Below are 20,921 nucleotides of genomic sequence, written 5' to 3'. Positions count from 1 at the left end.
CGGGATTTAAATCGGGATTTAAAGCGCGTGCATTCAGTCGATGTTGAAATCGATGCCCTGCGCGAGCGGCAACGCCGACGAATAGTTCACGGTATTGGTCGCGCGGCGCATATAGCCCTTCCACGCATCGGAGCCCGATTCGCGGCCGCCGCCCGTTTCCTTTTCGCCGCCGAACGCGCCGCCGATCTCAGCGCCGCTCGGCCCGATGTTCACGTTCGCAATGCCGCAATCGCTGCCGCTGGCCGACAGGAAGCGCTCGCTTTCGCGCAGGTCGGTCGTGAACACGCATGACGAGAGACCGTGATGCGCTGCGTTGTTCGCCTCGATGGCGGCGTCGAAATCGCGGTACTTGAGCACGTAAAGGATCGGCGCGAAGGTTTCCGTGAGCACGATCGGCGTTTGCGAGGGCATCTCGACAATCGCGGGCCGCACGTAGAAGCCCTGCTCGTTGCCTCTCACGATATGGCGCTCGCCGCCGAACACCGTGCCGCCCTCCGCCTTCGCCTGCGCGAGCGCAGCCTGCATGCGGCCGAACGATTGCTCGTCGATGAGCGGGCCCATCAGCGTGCCCTGCTCCAGCGGATTGCCGATCGTCACCTTGCCGTAGAACACCTTGAGACGCTCGAGCGTCTTGTCGTAGACGCTTTCATGCACGAACAGCCGGCGCAACGTCGTGCAACGCTGGCCTGCCGTCCCCACAGCCGAGAACAGAATGCCGCGCAGCGCCAGTTCGAGATTGGCCGTGTTCGACACGATGCCGGCGTTATTGCCGCCGAGTTCGAGAATCGAGCGGCCGAAACGGCGCGCCACTTCGATGCCAACGGCACGGCCCATTTCCGTGCTGCCCGTCGCGCTGACGATGTTCGAGCGCGGATCGGCCACGAGCTTCTCGCCCACTTCGCGGCGACCGTTGATCAGCGTCGTCAGCCCCTCGGGCGCGTCGCCGAATTCCTTCAAGGCCTCCTGGAGGATGCCGTCGACCGCGAGCGCCGTGAGCGGCGTCTTTTCCGAAGGCTTCCAGATCACGGCATTGCCGCAAATGAGGGCGAGCGCCGCATTCCACGACCACACCGCCGCCGGGAAATTGAATGCGGAGATCACCGTGCAGACGCCCATCGGGTGCCACGTTTCCGCCATGCGATGGCCGGGGCGCTCCGAGGCAATGGTCAGGCCGTAGAGCTGGCGCGAGAGTCCCACCGCGAAATCGCAGATGTCGATCATTTCCTGGACTTCGCCGAGGCCTTCCTGGAGGATCTTGCCGGTTTCGAGCGTGATGATGCTGCCCAGTGCCTGCTTCTTCTCGCGCAGCTTGTTGCCGAGGAGGCGCACGAGCTCGCCGCGGCGCGGCGCGGGGACGTTGCGCCAGATCTTGAACGCGGCTTGCGCCTTGTCGAGCAGCGCATCGACGTGGGCGACCGGCTCGCTCGGGACACGACCGATCAGTGCGCCGTCGATCGGCGAATGAACGGCGATATCGCCCGCTTCCGCCAGGTGGGCAATGCCGAGTTCGGTGAGAATGCTCGATGCTTTCATGCTATGACCTCTTGATCATTCCGGTTCAAAAAAATTGCCGACACCGATTCGCTCGGGATGGTCGACGATGATTAAGCTATTTCAGGCGCGGGCCTCGGCGCACTCGGGCATCGCTTCGGGCCGCGCTGATTGACGAGGCTCTGCCCCAGCGCAAGCGAGCGCAACGCCAGCTCCGCGATATGCAGCGTGTGCCGTCCCGCGCCCTGCGAGATCTGCTCGCGGCAACTGAAGCCATTGGTCACGACCAGCGTTTCGCGCGGCGCCTGCCGCACGAGCGGCAACAGCGTGTCCTCTCCAATCTTCATCGAAAGCGCGTAATGGTCGGCGTTAAAGCCGAACGAACCGGCCATGCCGCAACAGCCGGTATCGAGCAGCGTCCAGCGCACGCCCAGCTTGTTCAGCAACGCCGTTTCGCCCTTCATGCCGAACAGCGACTTTTGATGGCAATGCCCATGCACCATCACGTCCGCGTCGAGCGCGGGCCAGGCGAACGGCGCCTGCGCGACGAAATCCGAAAACAGGAAGCTTTGCGCCGAGAGCCGCCGCGCGATGTCGTTGCCCGGAAGCTGCTTCAGCAATTCGTCCTTGAACACCGAAAGGCAACCGGGTTCGAGCCCGACCACGGGCACGCCGCTGCGGATCTCGCCGGCCAGTTCCTCGACGATGCCGGACAGCAGCGCGCGCGCCTCATCGAGCAGACCGTAGTCGTAGAGCGGGCGTCCGCAGCAAAGCCGCTTGCGCGGCAGCACCACGTCGTAGCCGATGCGCTCCAGCACCTCCATTGCCGCCGACGCAACCTGCGGAGAAAAATGGTCGTTGAAGGTATCGACCCAGAGGATCACCTTTGGCCGCCCCGCGCTCTGTCCCGCCGCGTGTTCCCTGTGTTTTTTTGCGCTCGATGCCCGGAACGAGCGCGGCGCGAAAGCCGGAAGATCGCGCTGCGCGGCCACGCCCGCGACCCATTTGCCGATGCGGGCCAGCGGCGGCGCGGACATCGCGAAGTTCGCCAGCCGCGGGAAGCGGCTCGCCCACGGCGCCCATTGCCCGATTCGCCCCATGAACATCGCCTGCCGGGGCCGCCGATGATTCTCATAGTAGTGCGATAGAAATTCCGCCTTGTACGAGGCCATGTCGGTATGCGTGGGGCAATCGGACTTGCAGCCCTTGCAGGCGAGGCACGCGTCGAGCGCCTCCTTGACTTCGCGGCTGTTCCAGCCGTCCTTGATGACCTCGCCCTGCAACATCTCCCAGAACAGATGCGCGCGGCCGCGCGTCGAAAAGCGCTCCTCGCGGGTCGCGCGGAAGCTCGGGCACATCGTGCCGCCGTCGAGCGAGCGGCACTTGCCCATGCCGATGCAGCGCTCGATCTCGCGCTGCATGCCGTCGCCCTCGGGGCTCGCGAAAGTGAGCTTCGTCGTGAGCGTCACGGGCTGGTAGGAAGGCCCCATGCGCAGGTTCTCGTCGGCGCGGTAAGCATTGATGACCTTGCCGGGATTGAGGCGATTCGCAGGGTCCCAGATCGCCTTGAACTCCTCCATCGCCCGCATGATCTCGGGGCCGTACATGATCGGCAGAAATTCGGCCTTCGCCTGGCCGTCGCCGTGCTCGCCCGAGAGCGAACCGCCGAAGTCCACGACGAGCTGCGCCGCTTCGCGAAGGAATCCTCTCCATTTGAGGACTCCTTCCGCGGTGCGGATATCGAAGGTGATGCGCGCATGCACGCAGCCATCGCCGAAATGCCCGTACAGGCAGGTTTCGTAGCCATAGCGGTCCACCAGAGCCTGAAAATTGCGCAGATAGTCGCCGAGACGCGCCGGGTCGACGGCGGCGTCTTCCCAGCCCACCATCGGGTCGGGCCTGCCCGGATCGATCGAGAGCGCGACCGCCGAGGCGCCCGTCTCGCGTATCGACCAGACCTTCTGCTGCTGGGCTTTTTCCGTGACGACGAAGCCCGTCACGTCGGCGCCCGCTTCTCCCGCGAGAAAATAGCGCTCCGCCGCTTGGGCCTGGCGTGTCGCGTCCTCCGGCGAATCCGCGCCGAATTCGAGCACGACCCATGCGTCGCCGCGCGGCAGCAGCGCAATTTCCTCGCGCTTGAGGCCGCGCGCCTGCAGGCCGCGCACGATGCCGCGATCGAGCCCCTCGATGGCGATGGGATTGAAGCGCGTGAAGTGCGGCACCGCATCCGCCGCGACGTAGATATCCTTGAAGCCGAGCAGGAGCAGCACGCGGCATGCGGGGCTATGCACGAGCCGCACCTTGGCCTGCAGCGTGATCGCGCAGGTGCCTTCGGTGCCCACGAGCGCGCGTGCAACGTTGAAGCCGTTCTCGGGCAGCAACTGGTCGAGGTTGAAGCCCGAGACGCGGCGCTTGATCTGCGCAAACTCGTGGCGAATGTGTTCGGCGTAGCGGTCGCGCAGATCGCGCAAACGCCGATAAATCTCACCACGCCGGCCGCCTTCGGCGATGATAGCGGCAAGTTCCGCATCGCTGGTCGGGCCGGCCCAAAAGCGCGCGCCGTCGTACGTCAGGACCTCGAGCGCCTCGACGTTCTCCGCCGTCTTGCCCGCCATCACCGAGTGCGCGCCGCAGGAGTTATTCGCAATCATGCCGCCGAGCGTGCAGCGGCTATGCGTGGCCGGATCGGGTGCGAAGGTCAGGCCGTGCGCTTCGGCGGCATCGCGCAGCGCGTCGCAGATGACGCCGGGCTCCACGAGCGCCGCCTTCGCGACCGGGTCCACGGAAATGACGCGGTTCACGTACTTGCTCGCATCCGCCACCACCGCGACGTTCACGCACTGGCCGTTTTGCGAGGTGCCGCCGCCACGCGTCAGGAACGGCACGTCGTGACGCCGGCACACGGCCACTGCGGCGACGAGGTCCTCCACGTCGGCGGGCACGACCACGCCTAGCGGAATTTGTCGGTAATTCGAAGCATCCGAGGCATAGAGCGCCTTCGAGCTGGCGTCGAACCGGACTTCGCCACGCAGCGAGCGGCCGAGATCGGCCTGAACCTCTTGCAGCAGGTGCTCGCTGGCCTGAAACGGAGTGGCGGCTTTCAAGTTACTTCCCGGCCGTGGCGACGTTCGCGGCGTTCGCGGTCATCCTGAAGATGCCGGTGGCGTTGCCCGCGTCGAAGCGCAGATCGGTTTCCCACTGGCGCGTGGCCTGGTTGAAGGTGCGCTTGCGCGTGATGAATTCGTAGAACGAGCCCGGCACTTCGCGCTTGACTGTGCCGCCGTCGCTCCGGCGCAATTCGCGCAGCACGATATCGGCGCGATAAGCGGTCTGGAATACGCGGCCCGAGCGCGAGCGCTCGACCTCGGGCTTCATCGGGCGGCCCTTGGCTTTTTCGTCGTCGGAGAGCTTGAACACGTCGGCCACGCGGTCGGTCGCATGATTGAAGGCATTGCCCTCGGTCGAGATCCACGCCATTTCCGCCGATTCGCGCAGCAGCGTCTCGTAGTCGTCGACGTTCGGTGCATCGTGCTGACGCGCAAACGCGCCGATGATCACGGGCAGCAGTTCGCGCGCCGCGTCGAGCGGCAGATAGCCGTCGCGCGCGAGCTCGGCAAGCTGCGAGCAGGCCAGCGGCGTGAGCGGATCGCGCGAGGAGCGCAGCACGTTGGACACCGCTTGCTGAAACTCGGCCGAGAAGCGCTCCGGATGCAATTCGCTCACGAAGAACTGCGCGATCTCGTCGGGCGCGTCTTCGTGCACGTAAGCACGGCCCGTCATGCCGAGCTTGTCCAGCGGATAGCGGCCATTGAGCTTGAAGCCGAGCGGCAGCAGGATACGCGTGAAGGCGGCCTCGCCGGGCGGCAGCGCGCCGCTCTGCGCCCAGCGCACCGTGCGCAGCGCGCCATGATCGAAATACACCGAGCCGCCTTGCGCGACGGCGTCGTCGGTGTAGATCCGGCCATTGGGCGAGCGCTCGAGCAGGTCCTCGAACAGCGCCATGTTCATCGCTTGCGCCAGCTCCGCGCGCGTGACGACGCCCTCTTCCCATTCCTGCAGCAACGCAGGCGTATTCAAGGTCGCGAACAGACGCCCGGTCTTTTCCGCACCGAGCAATCCACGCAGCAGGCTTTCAACATTCGAATTTCTCATTGCCATCTCTCAGATCACAGCCAATCGGGGCTAATCGGGCGCGCGGGACTGGGCCAATCCTGCGCAACGCATCGAGAAATTATTCAAAACGCCAAGCTCGCCGTAAAGTGACATAAAATTGCCAATTGATGATTTTTTGGAACTATCATGCGCAAGTTCAGGATCCCCAACATGAGCGCGCTGATCGCCTTCGAAGCCGCGGCGCGGCACGAGAGCTTCACGCAGGCGGCCAGAGAGCTCTTTCTCACGGAAAGCGCCGTGTCCCGGCAGATCGCCACGCTCGAATCGGGCCTCGGCGTGCGCTTGTTCGTGCGGGCCAGGCAGCGCGTGGTGCTGACGCGCGCGGGCAAGCTCTACGGCATGCAGGTGCGCCGCTCGCTGGAAAGTCTCGACAAGGACACGCTCTCGATCATCGTGCACGGCAGCGGCGGCGGCTACCTCGAACTCGCGGTCCTGCCGACCTTCGCGTCCGAGTGGTTGATTCCCCGCATGAAAGACTTCAACGACCGCCATGCCGACGTGCGGATCAATATGGGCGTGCGAACGGATACGTTCTCGTTCGACGAATCGCATTTCGAAGCCGCCATTCATTACGGGAAGCCCACGTGGCCCGGTACGACTTCCGATTACCTGTTTGGCGAAGAAGTGGTGCCCATCTGCTCGCCGGCGCTGTTAAAGAAGCCGATCAGGAAAGCCCACGAATTGCTCGCGTATCCGCTGCTCCATTCGACGACCCGGCCGCATGGATGGACGCAATGGTTTGCGTCGCTGGGCGTGGAGGACAACACCACGATGCAAGGCGTTCGCTATGAGCTGCATACGATGCTCACGGCCGGCGCGGCGGCAGGGCTCGGCATCGCGCTCGTGCCGCGGTTCCTCGTCGAGGGGCAGCTCAAGCACCTGGGCCTCGTGATTCCGTTCGAATCCCCCATGGCGCAAAGCGCCAGTTCGGACGCCGCCTACTATCTCGTCTACCCAACGGAGTTCAGCCACGGCAAACCGCTCGAAGCATTTCGCGCGTGGCTGCTGGAACAGGCGGGGGCGTACGCCGGTATCGAATGATTGGCAGACCGAAGCATATCGCCATGAAGGCAACGGCTTCGGTTGCCGATGAAGCGTACGCGGCGCTTAGTGCCGGTAGGCCGCGAGCGCGTCGCGCGCCTGAAACGCGGTGTAGGTGAGCTGCGCGGCCGCGAGGCCGGCCAGGCCGAACGTGCGGGTCAGGCCGAAAGCGGCAAAGCCGTCCGGCACCGGCTGGCCGAGCGCCAGCGCGTCGGCGAGCGTTTCGCCGGCGACCGTGGTGGGCGCCATGCCGTGCCCGCCGAACGCGATCGCGTGCCAGACGCCGTCGCCATCGCGGCCGATTTGCGGCATCTTGTGCCGCGCATAGCTCATCAGCCCGCCCCACGCGTACTCGACCTTCACATCCGCGAGTTGCGGATAGACGCGCACGAGATCGCGCCTGAGCAGCCTGGCGATGGCCTCCGGGCCGCGGTCAAGCACCGAGATACGGCCGCCCCACAAAATACGCGTGTCCTTGAGCGGCCGGTAATAATCGAACGCGAAGCGCGTGTCGTAGACCGCATAGGGCGCGTCGATCGCATCGGCAAGGCGCGCGCCGAGCGGCTCCGTGGCGATCACATAGGTCGCGATTGGCAGCACCGCGCGCTCGATGCGCTGCACCACGCCGCGCGCATAGCCGCCGCACGCGAACACCACGTCCTTCGCGGTCACGGTGCCATTCGGTGTGCGCACAACGAAACCCGCGCCGTCGCGTTCGATCGAGCGGGCCGGCGACTGCTCGTAGAGATGCGCGCCGCCCTGTGCCGCCGCATTCGCCACGCCGAGCACGTATTTGAGCGGATGGAAATGAAACGCGTTGGGTTCGAACAGCCCGCCGTGATAGCGCGCGGTCTTCAGCCGCGCGCGCAGCGCGTCCTTCGCCACGGGCTCCCACTCCACGCTGAAGTCGCGCTTCATCAGCGCGCGCAATACGTCGAGCCTCGACGGATCGTCGAACCAGTTCGCGAGCATGACGCCCCGGTCGACGAGATCGCAATCGATGCCATAGCGCGCGACGCGCGCGCGGATCAGGTCCACGGCGTCGATCGTGAGGCCGTACAGATGGCGCGCCTTGCTCGCCCCCAGCGTGCCGAGCAGGTCGCCATTGTCGAGACTGTAGCCGCCGAACACGAAGCCGCCGTTGCGGCCCGATGCGCCAAAGCCGACGCGCTCGCCATCGAGCACCACGACGTCGCGCACGCCGCGCTCGACGAGCCCGAGCGCCGTGTTCAGGCCCGCGAGGCCGCCGCCGATGATGCACACCTGCGCGTCGACCTTGCCGCTCAGCGGCGGATAGGGCTGGCGAGTGACGGTGGATTCGTAGAAGTTTTGCATGCGTTGGGGTTCGAAAACGGGGCTTCGACAAACGGGAAAACCGATGCGAAGATTGTAGAGCATCCGAATGAACGCATGCATGCCGGGATGACCGACCGAGCGATACGAAACTGGAATTCGTGAACGCGTACTTCAGAATCGCGTGCGAATGCCGGCCCCCCAGGTACTCCCGCTCGACAGCTTCGAGACGTGGTCGTACATATAGCCCGCATAGACATCGGTGCGCCTGGAGAACGGATAATCGTAGCTGAGCGTTGCGGTTTGCCGCGTCTGGTCCAGATTGCTGTTGTCGCGCGACCAGGCATACGAGGCCAGGATGCTGCCCACGCCCACCGGCACAGCCAGGCCGCCCTGGAGCATGTTGACGTGAAAGCTGCTGGCGACCAGCGTGTCGTCGCTATACGTATATTCGCCGTAAAGCTTCACGAAATTCAGGTTATACGACATACCCAATTGCAGCGCCGTCTGACTTTTAAAGCCTTGCAGCAAATTACTCAGGTCGCCCGGCGTGGAGCTGAAATTCAGGTATTGCCAGGTCAGGCCTAACGCGAGCGGGCCTCGCGTATACGTTGCCTGTGCGGAGACTTTCCTGGCGCTGTCGTCGCCCGCCTGATTGCCGAACGCATACATGACATGAGCGTTCAGGCCACTGTAATCGGGCGTCGCATACTGAATCGCATTGCTCCACGACGTCCCGCCCGGAATGCCTTGATAGGTCCGATAACCGGGGTAAGTGCCCAAGGCGGAATAGAGCTGATTGATGGTGGGCGAAAACGTGAACGAGGCATAGAACGGATTGAATTGCGCCGACTGCAAATAGAGCAAGCTGCTTTGCCGTCCCAGCGTCAAAGCCCCGTAGGGCGTTGCAATGCCCACGTACGCATTGCGTGAAAACATCGGATCGCCATTGAACGAACCATATTGACCATTCTGCGGGCGGAAAAAGCCTTCCACGGCGAACATCGCTTTATAACCGCCGCCCAGATCTTCCTGACCACGGAATCCCCAGAACGAGGTCGACAAACCGCCCCCGCCCAATTCGGCGGCGCCCGACTGGCCCGGAATGCGCAAATAGCCGGCCCAGGCGTCGACGATACCGTATAGCTGTACGCTCGATTGCGCACAGGCGTGAGCGCTCATGACCGCGAGCACGATAGTCGCAGCAATGCTGCAGATTCTTTTGGGCGTGGCAATGCAGGCACTTTGCGTGAACATGGAATGGTCTCTTTCGTTATTGAACAGGACGAGTGCGTACCGGCGTCATGAATGACGCCTCGAATCGGGTATTCAGGGGTGCGCTGAAACGGTAGAGCGATAAAGCGTTAGCGCGGCGCGGGGTCGCCCCGGAACGGGCGACCGCTTCAATCGCTCAAGAACGGCCGCTAGTTCGTGCGGTGCGCGAGCGATCTTTGCTGATACCACATCACCGCGCTCTTCATTTTCTTGAACAGGAAGAAGTAGAGCTTGATGTACTGCCCCACCAGAATGGCATTCATGAACGTGCCTTCGCGGATAAATTCAGGCTTCCCAAGGAATATGAAACCGATCGTCGCGCTGATGACCAGCAGCGTGCAGTCGAAGGTCGTCTTGATGTCGCCCCAGCGCCATCGCGTACGCTCGAACACCGCATTGACGAACATGTCGATCGGCATGAGCACGAGATTCGCGCGGATCATCAGGAACAGGCCGAATGCGAGCAACGCATCGGCGAAAGCCAGCAACGCGAATTTCAGCAGATAGTCCTCGAGCACGATCGAGCGCGTCAGCATCAGATTGAAATCGAGGCAGGTCGCGAGCACGAACGCCGGAATCAGCGATGCAAAGTTCTTCAGCCTGAAGTCCTTGCGCATCACGAGAAAAGTCAGGAACAACATGAACAACTCCAGCATGAAGTTGTAGGTTCCCTGGCTCAGAGGCTTGTACACGAGGGTCATCGTCCGGGTCAGGCTGCTTTGCGGCGAAATGCCGATGCCCGCCCGGATCGCGAGGCTGATCCCCATGGTCAGTATGTAAATGCCGATGATGTAGGTGGCCCAGCGCCGTTTCAGGCTGCCGGTATCGATGACTTCAGCTTCCCTTTCATGATGCGCCATGACGATCCCTTCGTTGTCGTCCTTCTTGTATGCCGTACCGGACGCCCCCTTCTGCACGGAGGCGTCCACCGGTTGTCTCCTCCTGCTACGCGGCCGTCAAGCCATGAAGCCGAAGCGGTCCAGCGAGATGAACAAGGTCAGCAGCTTGTTGACCACGGGTTCACCCTCATTGCGGTTGCCCAGCGTTTCCAGTGCGGCGTCGATATTGCGGGTCGCGGCGAGCAGATCGGCCAGGTTCATATTGGCCATGACGCCATAAATGTCCAGCGGCAGCACCGCCTTGACCGCCTTGTCTTCCGTGACGATGCAACCGCCCACATAGGTGTCCACCTGCTGGAGGCAATGGCACATCTCCGCGCTGTCCTCTCCCACCGCGACGAAATACGCTTTGGGCGCGGGCCAGAACGTCGCCACGGCGCCGCGGTCGATGCTCACGCCCTTGAACAACCCGTTGACCACATGGCGCTTGCCGTCGGCATAGCGTTGCACGACCGAAATGCGGTTGAGCCGGGTTCCCGCCACTTCGGGCACGACCTTTCCGTCGCGCAACGGCACCCAGACTTCCTGATAAAACTTTTCGTGCCCGCGGCCATAAACGTCGAACAGATATACCTTCGCCTCTTTGCCGTCCGGCGAAATTTCGAGCGGCACGAGATCCAGTTGCTCGGGCGTGAGGTCGCCGAGACCGGGAACCGGCTTCTTTGCCATGCGCGAATAATCGACATCGGCCTGCTTGAGGAGCTGGCGATCCTTGGCGACGAGTTCGCCATCCTTGAAAACAAAACGCGGATTGATTTTCGACAGGCTGTCTGTGAGCACGATATCGGCAAAGCGGCCCGGCGTCAGCGAGCCGAATTTGTTGTCCATCCGGAAGGCACGCGCCGTATAGAGCGTCGCCATCTTGATCGCCTTGATCGGCTCGATACCCATCTCGGCGCACAGCGAAACGATCCAGTCCATGTGGCCCTTGGTCAGCAGGCGGTCGACCGAGATATTGTCGGCGCACAGCTGGAAATTCTCGGCGGGCCATTTACGCTTGACGATCGCGCGCAGCATGATTTTGATGACCTCGGGGCTGCCGACGCCGAATTTAATTTGCGTCTGCAAGCCGTAACGGACGCTTTTCTCGATGTCGTCTTCCATCCAGACATCGTGATTCGCGAATGCGCCAATCGCGGGCATGTAGTTCAGCATCATGTCCGAGAGCGTGGTCACGCCCCAGTGCGTATTCATGAAGCCGCCCTTCGCGCGCCCGAGCGCCGACTTGCGGAAATCGTCGTCGTTGCCCTTGCTGTAGGTGAGGTGCGCGAGCTCGCCGAGACCGATCACGGGGTCCATCTTCAGCAGCGCATCGGTCACGGCCACCGAGGTCTTCTTGCCGGGCGCGAAGGCAAACACGCGATAAGGCAGGCGCTCGTGATGCTCGAAAAGCTGCTCGGTGGCCTCCACCGCTTCCGCGCCCGCGGCGCTCACGAAGTCGAGGCATTCGGAGAAGATGGTGGTCGTGCCGCACGGCACGATGGCCTCGGCAAACGCGGCCGGATGGGCCAGTTGCGCGTCGAAGTGGATATGCGCGTCGATCAGGCCGGGAATGGCGTAGAGGCCTTCGCCGTCGAATACCTGGCGCACCTTGATGGCCGTCTCGTCGGGATTCAAGGCGACGATGCGCTTGTTGTACACGAGAATGGAACCTTGATAGACCGACTCGCTATGGACGTCGAGGATATTCAGGTTCTTCAGAAGCAGGTCGGCTTCTCTTTTTCCGTTGAGCACATCGAAAATCGCCCTCACCTGGTCGTAGTGGGCGGCGACCTGGTCGCGTTGGCCCGCTGCACTGGCGTTTCTCTCGCTGACTTCCTGGTACATGGCTAGTCTCACTTTCATCAATTAGTTCGAGGCTGGTTTTTCCGCGCCGCAAAAAACAACTGCCGGCGACTGGGGTAATGAAAACCGAAATCACCGTAACTAAAAAGCAGCGTTTTTTGCACGGAGCGTACGCTTTTCGAGTACAGTGAGCCCACGCGAGGAGACGGCCGGAGACAGGCGAACATGCTGCATTCACGATTGCTGCGCTATATCGACGAGGTGGCGCGTTGCGGATCCATTCGCGGCGCCGGAGAAAAACTCCACGTAGCCGCATCGGCCGTGAACAAGCACGTGCTGCTGCTGGAAGAGGAAATTGGCGAGCCCTTGTTCGAGCGTCTGCCGCGCGGGCTGCGGCCCACGCCGGCCGGTGAAATCCTGCTGGCCCATGTGCGCAGGACCATGTCGGAATACCGCCAGGTCGAAGCGGAGATACGCAACCTCAAGACGCTGCAAAAGGGCGAGGTCATCATCGCGACCGTGAGCGGCCTCGCGAGCGGCATTGCCTCCACGGCGGCCGCGAATTTCAGCGCGCATCACCCGCACATCAAGATCTCGATCCGCGTGATGTCGGTGCGCGAGATTCACGAAGCGCTAGTGAGCGGCGAAGCCGATCTGGGGCTCGGCTTCAACCTGCCGCCCTCGCCACAACTCGAAAGCCTCTGGGAAATGGACACGAGCCTTGGCGCCGTGATTTCGCCGAAGCACGCGCTCGCGCGCATGGAGTCCATCCCGCTCGCTCACTGCACGTCGTATCCGCTCATTTTCGCCGACCGCTCCATGCTGATCCACGGCATCGTGGCCGATACGTTCGAAGAAGCGGGGCTCAGCGTCGAGCCCGCCTTTCGCACGAATTCCATTGAAACGATGAAGCGCCTGGCCGCCGCGAGCGAAGGCATTGCCTTTCTCAGCAAGTTCGACATCGCCGAGGAATACCGCCAGGACGTCCTCACTTACCGGCAGATTCGCGACCGTGCCTTCAGCAAGAACGTCCTCTCCCTCGTGCGCCGCGAGAAGCACGGACGCGGTCTCGCGAGCCTGCTGCTCGCCGAGGAAATCATGAACGTACTGGGTTCGATGAGCGGCTAGAAACCGCGATGCCGGGCTGGCGCCAGTCGCGCTAGTGACTGTCGGCATACCTCCCGCGGTGGCGATGCTCGGGGTTCTCGGCCTCGTATTTATCGAGTTCGAGCAGCACGACGTCGATCGCCGCGAGCTGCGTCTTGGTCAAATGCTCCGAGTCGAGCAATGCATGAAGCCGCCGGCGCCAATAGGCGGCCGGCAGTGCGGTCTCGGCGGCGGGCCTGCAAAACGAGGACCGCACCGCGCGCGTAATGTGCGCAATTTCCTGGTCGAGCAATGTCATCCTGGAGCCCCTCCCTTGGGGTTGCCATTGGCCGGTCTCTGCCAGCGTTGCCGCACCGCCCTCGCCACCCGGGCGATCGTCAGCGCGTGCTCGCGGCATGACCGCTCTTTTTTCCGGCGCTCAGATGTCTCTCAGATAGTCCGTTCGATTGCATCCCTCCTCGGTCATCGGCTGGGTATTAAAAGCGGCATTTAAAACCGCGCATTAACAGGAGCGCATTGATAGGAGCGCATTGATAGGAGCGCATTGATAGGAGTATAGCCAGCGCAATTCATCTGACAAGCGGCCGCTGCCCTCGCATGCACTGATGTGATTCATGACGCATCAATTGCCAATCCTTCGGATGACGAACGATGTGCGTGAGGCCATTCAATGAGTTTCGTATGACGAATAGAAGACCCGCGCAATTCAACCGTGTCAGCAGCACCGCCAATAGAAAGCCGCGAATAAATTACGAACGCCATTCTATTTATTACATTTTCATTAATACAACACTCATCTGCGCCCTACCCCGAAATGTCGCTGAAATGTCTTTGTTCCAATTGAAAGAAATCAATGCATATGGAATGATATCGATTCTCATTCCCGAGGAACTTTCGGGACATTTAAAAACTTGACCAGCCAGCCTAACGTCGTTCCCCCCGTGCCTATGGGGCGGCCCAGCCAGCCAATCCACCCGCGCCTTCCGTGACTTTCGCGCCATCCGCGCGCAATCGATCGCCCGGGTTCTCCTTGCACAGGGACCCTCATGTTGAACAGGACGCCGCTCGCGAGTGCGCTCGCGCTGGCTTTTGCCGTACCTTTTGCCTCGCCCGCGCTCGCGCAAAGCGCACCGGCCGCGGCCTCCGGCGCCGCCGTCGCGCCGGCAGCCGCCGCGCAGACCCTGGCCACGGACAACGCCACGCTGCCCGCGATCCCGGTCTCGGGCCAGGCGCCTGTCCAGGACTTCCAGGCCGAAACCTCGACCGTGGGCGCGAAGACGCCCACGGCGCTGCGCGACATCCCGCAGACCGTCACTGTCATCAACAAGTCCGTGATGCAGTCGCAAGGCGCGACCTCGTTCCAGGACGCCCTGCGCAATGCGCCCGGTATCACGATCGGCGGCGCCGAAGGCGGCCAGATCGGCAACAACATCAACCTGCGCGGCTTCACGGCCCAGAACGACATCTACCTCGACGGCTTTCGCGACCGCAACCAGTACTACCGCGACACCTTCGATCTCGAGTCGATCGAAGTGCTCTACGGTCCTTCGTCGATGCTGTTCGGGCGCGGCTCCACGGGCGGCGTGATCAACCAGGTGTCCAAGCAGGCGACGCTCAAGCCGCTCACCGAAGTCTCGGCGACGCTCGGCACCGACGACCGCTATCGCACGACGCTCGACGTGGACCGCCCGCTCGGCGACCATGCCGCGTTCCGCCTGAACGCGTTCGGCCAGTCGATGGGCTCGACGCGCGACGAGATGAAGAACAAGGATTACGGCTTCGCTCCCGAGCTGCGCTTCGGCATCGGCACGCCCACCGAAGTCACGCTCTCGGCGCTCATTCAGCACAACTACGATATGCCCGACTACGGCGTGCAGTCGATCAACGGTCATCCGTTCGCGCCTTCGAAGAGCACCTACTACGGCCTGACCGACGACCGCACGATCCAGGACGTGCAGACGGTGGCGGCGCGCATCGATCACAAGTTCAACGACCAGTTCAAGATCAGCAACCAGACGCAGTTCTCGCACTCGCTCACCGACGCGCGCGAGACCGCGCCGGGCGCCGTGCTCACGGGTCCACTCGCGTCGAGCACCGCGCTCAAGAACGGCAACTACACGACGCTGCCGCTCTCCGATCTCTACATCAAGCTCGCGAGCCACGACCGCGTGATCGAGAACCACTCGATCTACAACGATACGATGGCGCAGTACAAGTTCACCACGGGCTTCCTCAAGCACGAGATGATCGCGGGTGTCGAGGTCGGCCACGACAGCTATACGAACCAGGCCTATACGCGCAACAACCTGCCGATCGTCTCGCTGCTCGACCCCGTCTATATTCCGACACCTTCGAACGTCACGCAGACGGTGGGCAATCACGCGGAATCGGGCGCAACCTCGATTGCCGCGTACTTCAACGAAACGATGTCGATCGGCGAGCACTGGAAACTCATCGGCGGCCTGCGCTGGGACCGCTTCCAGGCGCATATCGCCAATTCAATCAGTGCTCCGAACTATGCGGACCAGACCAACACGTTCACGAGCGTGCGCGCGGGCGCAATCTATCAGCCCACGGACTGGCAGTCGTATTACTTCTCGTACGGCACCTCGTTCGATCCTTCGCTCGAAGCGCTCACGGTCACGAACAACACGCAGAACCTCGCGCCCGAGCACACGAAGTCGTATGAAGTGGGCGGCAAATGGGATCTGCTGGGCGGCAATCTCTCGGTAACATCGGCGTTCTTCCAGCAGGAGATGGACAACGCGCGCACGCAGACCTCCACAGGCGAATACACGCTCGAAGGCGACATTCGCGTGCGCGGCTTCCAGGCGGGCGCAACAGGCCACATCACGAACAAGTGGCAGGTGTTCGCGGGCTACACGTATATGGACGGCGTGGTGCTCAAGGCGCTCGACGGCACCCAGGGGAACACGCCGGCCAACACGCCGCGCAACACCTTCACGCTGTGGACCACCTATGCCTTCACGCCGCATTGGGAAATCGGCGGCGGCCCGACCTATATGTCCTCGCGCTATGCGGCGAACACGAACTACGTGGAAACGGGCGGCTATACGCGCTGGGATGCAATGGCCGAGTATCACGAGAAGAAGTGGGACGTGCGCCTGAACCTGCTGAATCTCACCAACAAGTTCTACTACGACGCGCTCATTCAGTCCGATGGCGGACGTTCGGTGCCCGGTATCGGCCGCACGTTCCTCGCGACGGCCGACTACCGGTTCTGAGCAGAGCACGCGTCACGCAACGAAGGAAACCCGCGATGCTGATTCACGTCCCCAAGGTCCTCGCGCCCGAGCAGGTGCGCGCGCTGCGCGAGCGGCTCGACCACGCAGGCGACGCCTGGGTGGACGGCCGCGCCACGGCCGGATGGTCGGGCGCGCCCGTCAAGCGCAACCGGCAGATTGCCGAGCACACGCCGCTCGCGCGCGAGCTGGGCGACGTGGTGCTCGCGGCCATCGAGCGCAATCCGCTCTTCATCAGCGCGGCGCTGCCCAACCAGGTGTATCCGCCGCTGTTCAACCGCTACGAAGGCGGCATGACGTTCGGCAGCCACGTCGACGGCGCCGTGCGCGTGCTGCCCAATGGCCAGAAGCTGCGCACCGACGTCTCGGTCACGCTGTTCCTTAGCTCACCCGACGAATACGACGGCGGCGAGCTCGTGGTCGAAGACACCTATGGCGTGCAGGAAGTGAAGCTGCCGGCCGGCGACATGATCGTCTACCCGGCCACGAGCCTCCACGAGGTCAGGCCGGTCACGCGCGGCGCGCGTGTCGCGAGCTTCTTCTGGGTGCAAAGCCTCGTGCGCGACGACACCAAACGCGCGCTGCTGTTCGACATGGACACCGCCATCCAGCGCCTGAACGCCAGCGACGCCGACGCCGCCGCGCGCCGCAGCCTCGTGGGCTGCTATCACAATCTCCTGCGACTCTGGAGCGAAACATGAGCCTGACCGGCACAGCCGAAGTCGACGCGCCGCGCACGCGCCTTGAAACTCCAATCCGTGAAGGGCGCACCGAACCCGCCAAACGTTCGCGCCGCGCGAGCTTCATCAAGTGGCTGCGCAAGGTGCACGGCTGGGTGGGACTCTGGGGCGCGGCGCTCGGACTGCTGTTCGGCGTAACGGGCTTCGTGCTCAACCACCGCGCCGGGCCGCTGCATATCTCGCCGGGCGCGCCGCAAGTCTCCACGCTCCAGCTCGCGGTGCCCGACCCCGCGCCCGAAACGCCGCGCGAGCTGGTGAAGTGGCTGAGGTCGCAACCCGACCTCAAGCTGCCGGCGCGCATGGGCCGCGTGCAGAAAGAGCCCGCGCACGCGGTAGCCTGGGGCGATCGCAAGACCGTGCAGCCCGAGCATTGGCAGATGATGTTCTCGTCGCCTCAGGAGAACGTGACGGTCGAATACTGGGCCGGCAACGACCACCTCACGCTCAAGCGCAACGACAACGCGTTGCTCGCGACGCTCACGAACCTGCACAAGGGCGTGGGCATGAGCATCGGCTGGGTGCTGTTCATCGACAGCTTCGCGGGCGCGCTGATCCTGCTCTCGATCACGGGCGTGCTGCTGTGGACCGAGCTCAACAAGCGCAAGACCGTGGGCGCGGTGCTGCTGCTCGGCCCGATCATCGTGGCCGTGTGCGTGGGGCTCGCCTGAGGGCCGCGCGCCGCGAATGAACGAAGCTCATTCGCCGTCCGGCGCAAGCCCCTCCCTGCTCAGTTCTACTGACGAACCGGCCAGATCCCGATAGCGGACGTAGCGCGAATCCGCGGCGGTCTTGGCTGCGTACATGGCGGTATCGGCCTTCGCCAGCAACTCCTCGGCATGGTCGCCGTCGCCCGGAAATTCGCTGATGCCGATGCTCACGCCCACCTTCATCAGGCGCCCGCCGATCGGCACGGGCGCCTCCATCGCCGTCTGAACGCGCCCCGCCGTCACCGGTATCGCCTCGGGCGAGCGCACGCCGGAGACGAGAATCACGAACTCGTCTCCGCCGAAGCGGGCGACCACGTCGGTGCCGCGCAGCGCGGCGCGCAGCCGCTGCGCGACCACCACGAGCGCCTGGTCGCCGGCCGAGTGGCCCAGTTGGTCGTTGATCTGCTTGAAGTCGTTCAGGTCGACGAACATCACGGCCAGCGTCTCGCCGCCCGTCGGCGCGTGGCGTATCGCCTGCTCCAGCTGCTCCATGAAGCGCATCCGGTTCGGCAAGCCGGTGAGTGGATCGTGTCCCGCCAGATGCGTGAGTTCCTCCTGTCTCGCGTGCAGCGTCTGGACCTGCGAGCGGATCTCGATGCGCATGCGGTCGAAGCAGCGCGCGAGCACGCCGATCTCGTCGGTGCGCGTCACGGGCAGACTGGGCAGCCGCGCGATGGCGCCTTCGTCGAAGATGTGCGTGACCGCATCGGCGAGCGTGCGCAGCGGACGCGCCATCGCGCGCGCAAACAGCACCGCCAGCACGATCGCGATGGCGCTCGAGATCAGCACGAGGCGCACGATCTGCGCGCCAAGCGCGTTCGCGGACGCGAGCACGTCCGTGAGCGGGCGCGCGAGACCGAGCGCGATGAAGCGGTTGCCATCCACGAGACCGAACGGCGAGCGCACGAACGCGAACACCTCGGCCGGCTCCTGATGCGCATGCGCGTAGCCGTGGAACGTCAGGCTCGTGCGCCCGCCGTCGAAGAGCGGCGCCGTGGCCGGAAAGCTCTTTTGCATCAGCACGCGCCGGCCACGCTCGAAACCGAAGGTCTGGGCCGGGTCCGGGTGGACGAGAAAATCACCCCACTCGTTGGCCAGGTACACCACGTAGTCGGCGGGCAAGTCGCGCTCGATCCGCTTGAACATCTGGGTCAGATCGACGTCGATCACCAGTACGCCTAACTTGTTGCCATTCTCGTCCGCAATCGGCGCGCCCACCCGCACCACGGGCTGGTCCTCGCCGGGGTCCGGGCCGGCTCCGCCCTTGAGGCCGACAGGCGAAACGTAGACGCGTTGCGTGCTCGCCGAAAGCGTATCGAACACATAGGGAAACTGACCTTTCTCCTGGAGTTCGCTTTCGGGCACGACGACAATGCCCTGCGCGCCGCGATCGACACGAATGCGCTCGAGCCCGTAATGGGCCCGCGAAATCAGGCGTATCTGCAGATACTCGGGATGGTGCTCCATGAAGCCCTGGAACACCTGCTTGAGCCTGGCGCCGCCGGGACGCCGCGCGTCGCCGCGCGCGACCGCCACGGACGAGGGCAGCGTCGCGAGCACGAGCGCGTCGTCGGCGACGTCGCCGAGCGCCGCGGTGAAACGCTGGCTCAGCAGTTGCGTCGAAGTGAGCAGGCTGTGCTCCGCTTCGTGCATGAGCATGCGGCGATTGGCGCGATAGGTGGAATAGCCCGTCGCGCCCGACGCCACCACGCCGATGCAGACCAGCAGGATCGAGAGCCGCGAAGTCAGTCCGAGCTTGATCATGGCGCAAAGCTCCTCAACCGGTCGCCCGCTTCGATCCGGTGCCATAGCGCCTCGCGCTCGCCGATGCTTTCCACGGGCTGGATCCAGATGAGCCGCGGGCCCGCGCCCGAAGCCTCGGTGGACACCTCGCCGGACACGGGCGTCATCGTGTTCGCCAGCCCCTCGCGCTGCGTGAGCTGCTTGCCGAGCGTGGGCTCCAGCATGGCGTTGATCCAGTCATAGGCCAGCGCGGGATTGTTCGCGTTGCGCGTGATCGCCCAGCAATCGAGCCACGCGAGCGCGCCCTCGTCGGGAATGACGTAGCCCACGTCCACGCCCGCCGCGCGCAACTGCTCGACCTGCTGCGTGCCGTAATTGCCGAACATCAGCGCCACGTGGTGCTGGACGAACTGCGCGGTCGCTTCTTCGGGCAGCGTGTAATAGGTGAGCAGATTGCGCCGCAAGCGCACGAGTTCGCGCGCGACAATGCGCGTTTGCTCGGGCGTCAAATGAAACGGATCGCGATAGCCGAGCGCGAGCGCGGTAAACGAAAAGTTGTGCTGCGCGCTATTGAAATCGAGCACCTTGCCGCGATAGCGCGGGTCCCAAAGCACGCGCATCGAGCGCGGCGGAACCGGAATCTGCTTGCGGTCGTAGATGAGCCCCATCGACGAATAGGTAAACGGAATCGCATAGGCGTGACCGGTAGCCACGAGCCCGCGAATGTCGGCGAGCCGCTGAAAATACGGCTGCTGCCAGCGTCGATTCGGAATGCGCGAGAGGTCCAGCGCCGTGAGCATGCCCGCTTGTGCATAGCGCGCGATCTCGGCAGTATTGGCCGCCAGCACGTCGAATGGCGGCGGCGCCGCGCTATGCATGCGCGCCCATAAGGCTTCGTCGGAATCGACCAATGTGACTTCGACTTTGGCGTGAAAGCGCTTTTCGAACGCGTGGACCCAGTCGTCGTCGGCATAGCCGGGCCACGCGAGCACGCGCAATACCGACTGGCGCGGCGAGTGAGAATCCGCGAGCGTATGGGTCCAGAGAAAGCAGCCCAAAAGAATGACGAGCGCCACGGGCGTGGCCCATCTGCCCGCGCGGCGGCGCGTGCTTTCCCCGTGGATGAAACGGCAAACGACCGTATTGACGCGTCGCTTCATTTCCCGAACTGGTTCAATACTGTTTTGGGGTTCCGCGCGGCGCGTACCCATTTATGACGAAGCGAAGACACCGCTTCGCTCGACCCCGTATTACCGTATATCTGGCGGCGACCACGATAGTAGTCCCTGCCGTACATCTTATCGAAGACAGAGAATCAGAATATGCCGCGCGGATAATTTTCAGCACGAGGGAAAACCCGGCTGTCCGATAGCGATAGTTAACACCGCTAATGTCACGCAATCC

Annotated in this window: 15 protein-coding genes; 5 read left to right on the top strand and 10 right to left on the bottom strand. The window is 63.5% G+C overall.

Annotated features, from left to right (window positions below; genetic code table 11):
- Nucleotides 1–33: 33 nt before the first annotated feature.
- From U5775_RS07110 to U5775_RS07100, 3 genes are all read right to left on the bottom strand, one after another.
- On the bottom strand, nucleotides 34–1,533 hold the full coding sequence (locus U5775_RS07110; RefSeq protein ID WP_322057416.1) for an aldehyde dehydrogenase family protein: 1,500 nt from the start codon (nucleotides 1,531–1,533) through the stop codon (nucleotides 34–36).
- 71 nt (nucleotides 1,534–1,604) lie between these two features.
- Nucleotides 1,605–4,595 (bottom strand): FAD-binding and (Fe-S)-binding domain-containing protein, encoded by a 2,991-nt coding sequence (locus U5775_RS07105; protein ID WP_322057415.1) that lies wholly within the window; start codon nucleotides 4,593–4,595, stop codon nucleotides 1,605–1,607.
- A gap of 1 nt (nucleotide 4,596) precedes the next feature.
- Nucleotides 4,597–5,643 carry a DUF1338 domain-containing protein gene (locus tag U5775_RS07100; RefSeq protein WP_322057414.1) on the bottom strand — a complete coding sequence of 349 codons (1,047 nt, stop codon included), beginning with the start codon at nucleotides 5,641–5,643 and terminating at the stop codon, nucleotides 4,597–4,599.
- Between the two features lie 147 nt (nucleotides 5,644–5,790).
- On the opposite strand from U5775_RS07100, the gene U5775_RS07095 reads away from it, so the two are divergent.
- Nucleotides 5,791–6,705: a LysR family transcriptional regulator gene (locus U5775_RS07095; protein ID WP_322057413.1), complete on the top strand. Its 915-nt coding sequence runs from the start codon at nucleotides 5,791–5,793 to the stop codon at nucleotides 6,703–6,705.
- A gap of 66 nt (nucleotides 6,706–6,771) precedes the next feature.
- On the opposite strand, the gene U5775_RS07090 is transcribed toward U5775_RS07095, so the two are convergent.
- From U5775_RS07090 to U5775_RS07075, 4 genes are all read right to left on the bottom strand, one after another.
- Nucleotides 6,772–8,040 carry an FAD-binding oxidoreductase gene (locus U5775_RS07090; protein ID WP_322057412.1) on the bottom strand — a complete coding sequence of 423 codons (1,269 nt, stop codon included), beginning with the start codon at nucleotides 8,038–8,040 and terminating at the stop codon, nucleotides 6,772–6,774.
- A gap of 132 nt (nucleotides 8,041–8,172) precedes the next feature.
- Nucleotides 8,173–9,255, bottom strand: coding sequence for a porin (locus U5775_RS07085; RefSeq protein ID WP_322057411.1), 1,083 nt, complete (start codon nucleotides 9,253–9,255; stop codon nucleotides 8,173–8,175).
- A 167-nt stretch (nucleotides 9,256–9,422) separates the two neighbouring features.
- On the bottom strand, nucleotides 9,423–10,202 hold the full coding sequence (locus tag U5775_RS07080) for a YczE/YyaS/YitT family protein (protein WP_322057410.1): 780 nt from the start codon (nucleotides 10,200–10,202) through the stop codon (nucleotides 9,423–9,425).
- A gap of 27 nt (nucleotides 10,203–10,229) precedes the next feature.
- Nucleotides 10,230–12,017 (bottom strand): adenine deaminase C-terminal domain-containing protein, encoded by a 1,788-nt coding sequence (locus U5775_RS07075; protein WP_322057409.1) that lies wholly within the window; start codon nucleotides 12,015–12,017, stop codon nucleotides 10,230–10,232.
- Nucleotides 12,018–12,182: 165 nt separating this feature from the next.
- Here U5775_RS07075 and U5775_RS07070 point away from each other — a divergent pair, with 165 nt between their 5' ends.
- Entirely contained in the window at nucleotides 12,183–13,085 is a 903-nt protein-coding gene (locus U5775_RS07070) for a LysR family transcriptional regulator (RefSeq protein ID WP_322057408.1), read from the top strand.
- 31 nt (nucleotides 13,086–13,116) lie between these two features.
- On the opposite strand, the gene U5775_RS07065 is transcribed toward U5775_RS07070, so the two are convergent.
- Complete coding sequence (locus U5775_RS07065) at nucleotides 13,117–13,362, bottom strand: hypothetical protein (RefSeq protein WP_322057407.1); 246 nt, start codon at nucleotides 13,360–13,362, stop codon at nucleotides 13,117–13,119.
- A 748-nt stretch (nucleotides 13,363–14,110) separates the two neighbouring features.
- Between U5775_RS07065 and U5775_RS07060 the strand changes: the two genes are divergently transcribed.
- The 3 genes from U5775_RS07060 to U5775_RS07050 are packed head-to-tail and all read left to right on the top strand — an operon-like array spanning nucleotide 14,111 to nucleotide 17,735.
- Nucleotides 14,111–16,309, top strand: coding sequence for a TonB-dependent siderophore receptor (locus tag U5775_RS07060; protein WP_322057406.1), 2,199 nt, complete (start codon nucleotides 14,111–14,113; stop codon nucleotides 16,307–16,309).
- Between the two features lie 35 nt (nucleotides 16,310–16,344).
- Complete coding sequence (locus U5775_RS07055; protein ID WP_322057405.1) at nucleotides 16,345–17,028, top strand: Fe2+-dependent dioxygenase; 684 nt, start codon at nucleotides 16,345–16,347, stop codon at nucleotides 17,026–17,028.
- Nucleotides 17,025–17,735: a PepSY-associated TM helix domain-containing protein gene (locus tag U5775_RS07050; RefSeq protein ID WP_322057404.1), complete on the top strand. Its 711-nt coding sequence runs from the start codon at nucleotides 17,025–17,027 to the stop codon at nucleotides 17,733–17,735. Before U5775_RS07055 ends, U5775_RS07050 begins: the two co-directional genes overlap by 4 nt.
- Nucleotides 17,736–17,762: 27 nt before the next feature.
- Here U5775_RS07050 and U5775_RS07045 read toward each other — a convergent pair whose 3' ends face one another.
- Nucleotides 17,763–19,538, bottom strand: coding sequence for a diguanylate cyclase domain-containing protein (locus U5775_RS07045; protein WP_322057403.1), 1,776 nt, complete (start codon nucleotides 19,536–19,538; stop codon nucleotides 17,763–17,765).
- Nucleotides 19,535–20,677 (bottom strand): extracellular solute-binding protein, encoded by a 1,143-nt coding sequence (locus U5775_RS07040; protein ID WP_322057402.1) that lies wholly within the window; start codon nucleotides 20,675–20,677, stop codon nucleotides 19,535–19,537. Before U5775_RS07040 ends, U5775_RS07045 begins: the two co-directional genes overlap by 4 nt.
- Between the last annotated feature and the right edge of the window lie 244 nt (nucleotides 20,678–20,921).

This window comes from Paraburkholderia sp. J63, assembly GCF_905220245.1.
In the GTDB taxonomy this organism is placed as follows: Bacteria; Pseudomonadota; Gammaproteobacteria; order Burkholderiales; family Burkholderiaceae; genus Paraburkholderia.
Note: the sequence above shows the minus strand (reverse complement) of the source record. Positions and strands in the feature narration are given on the sequence as shown.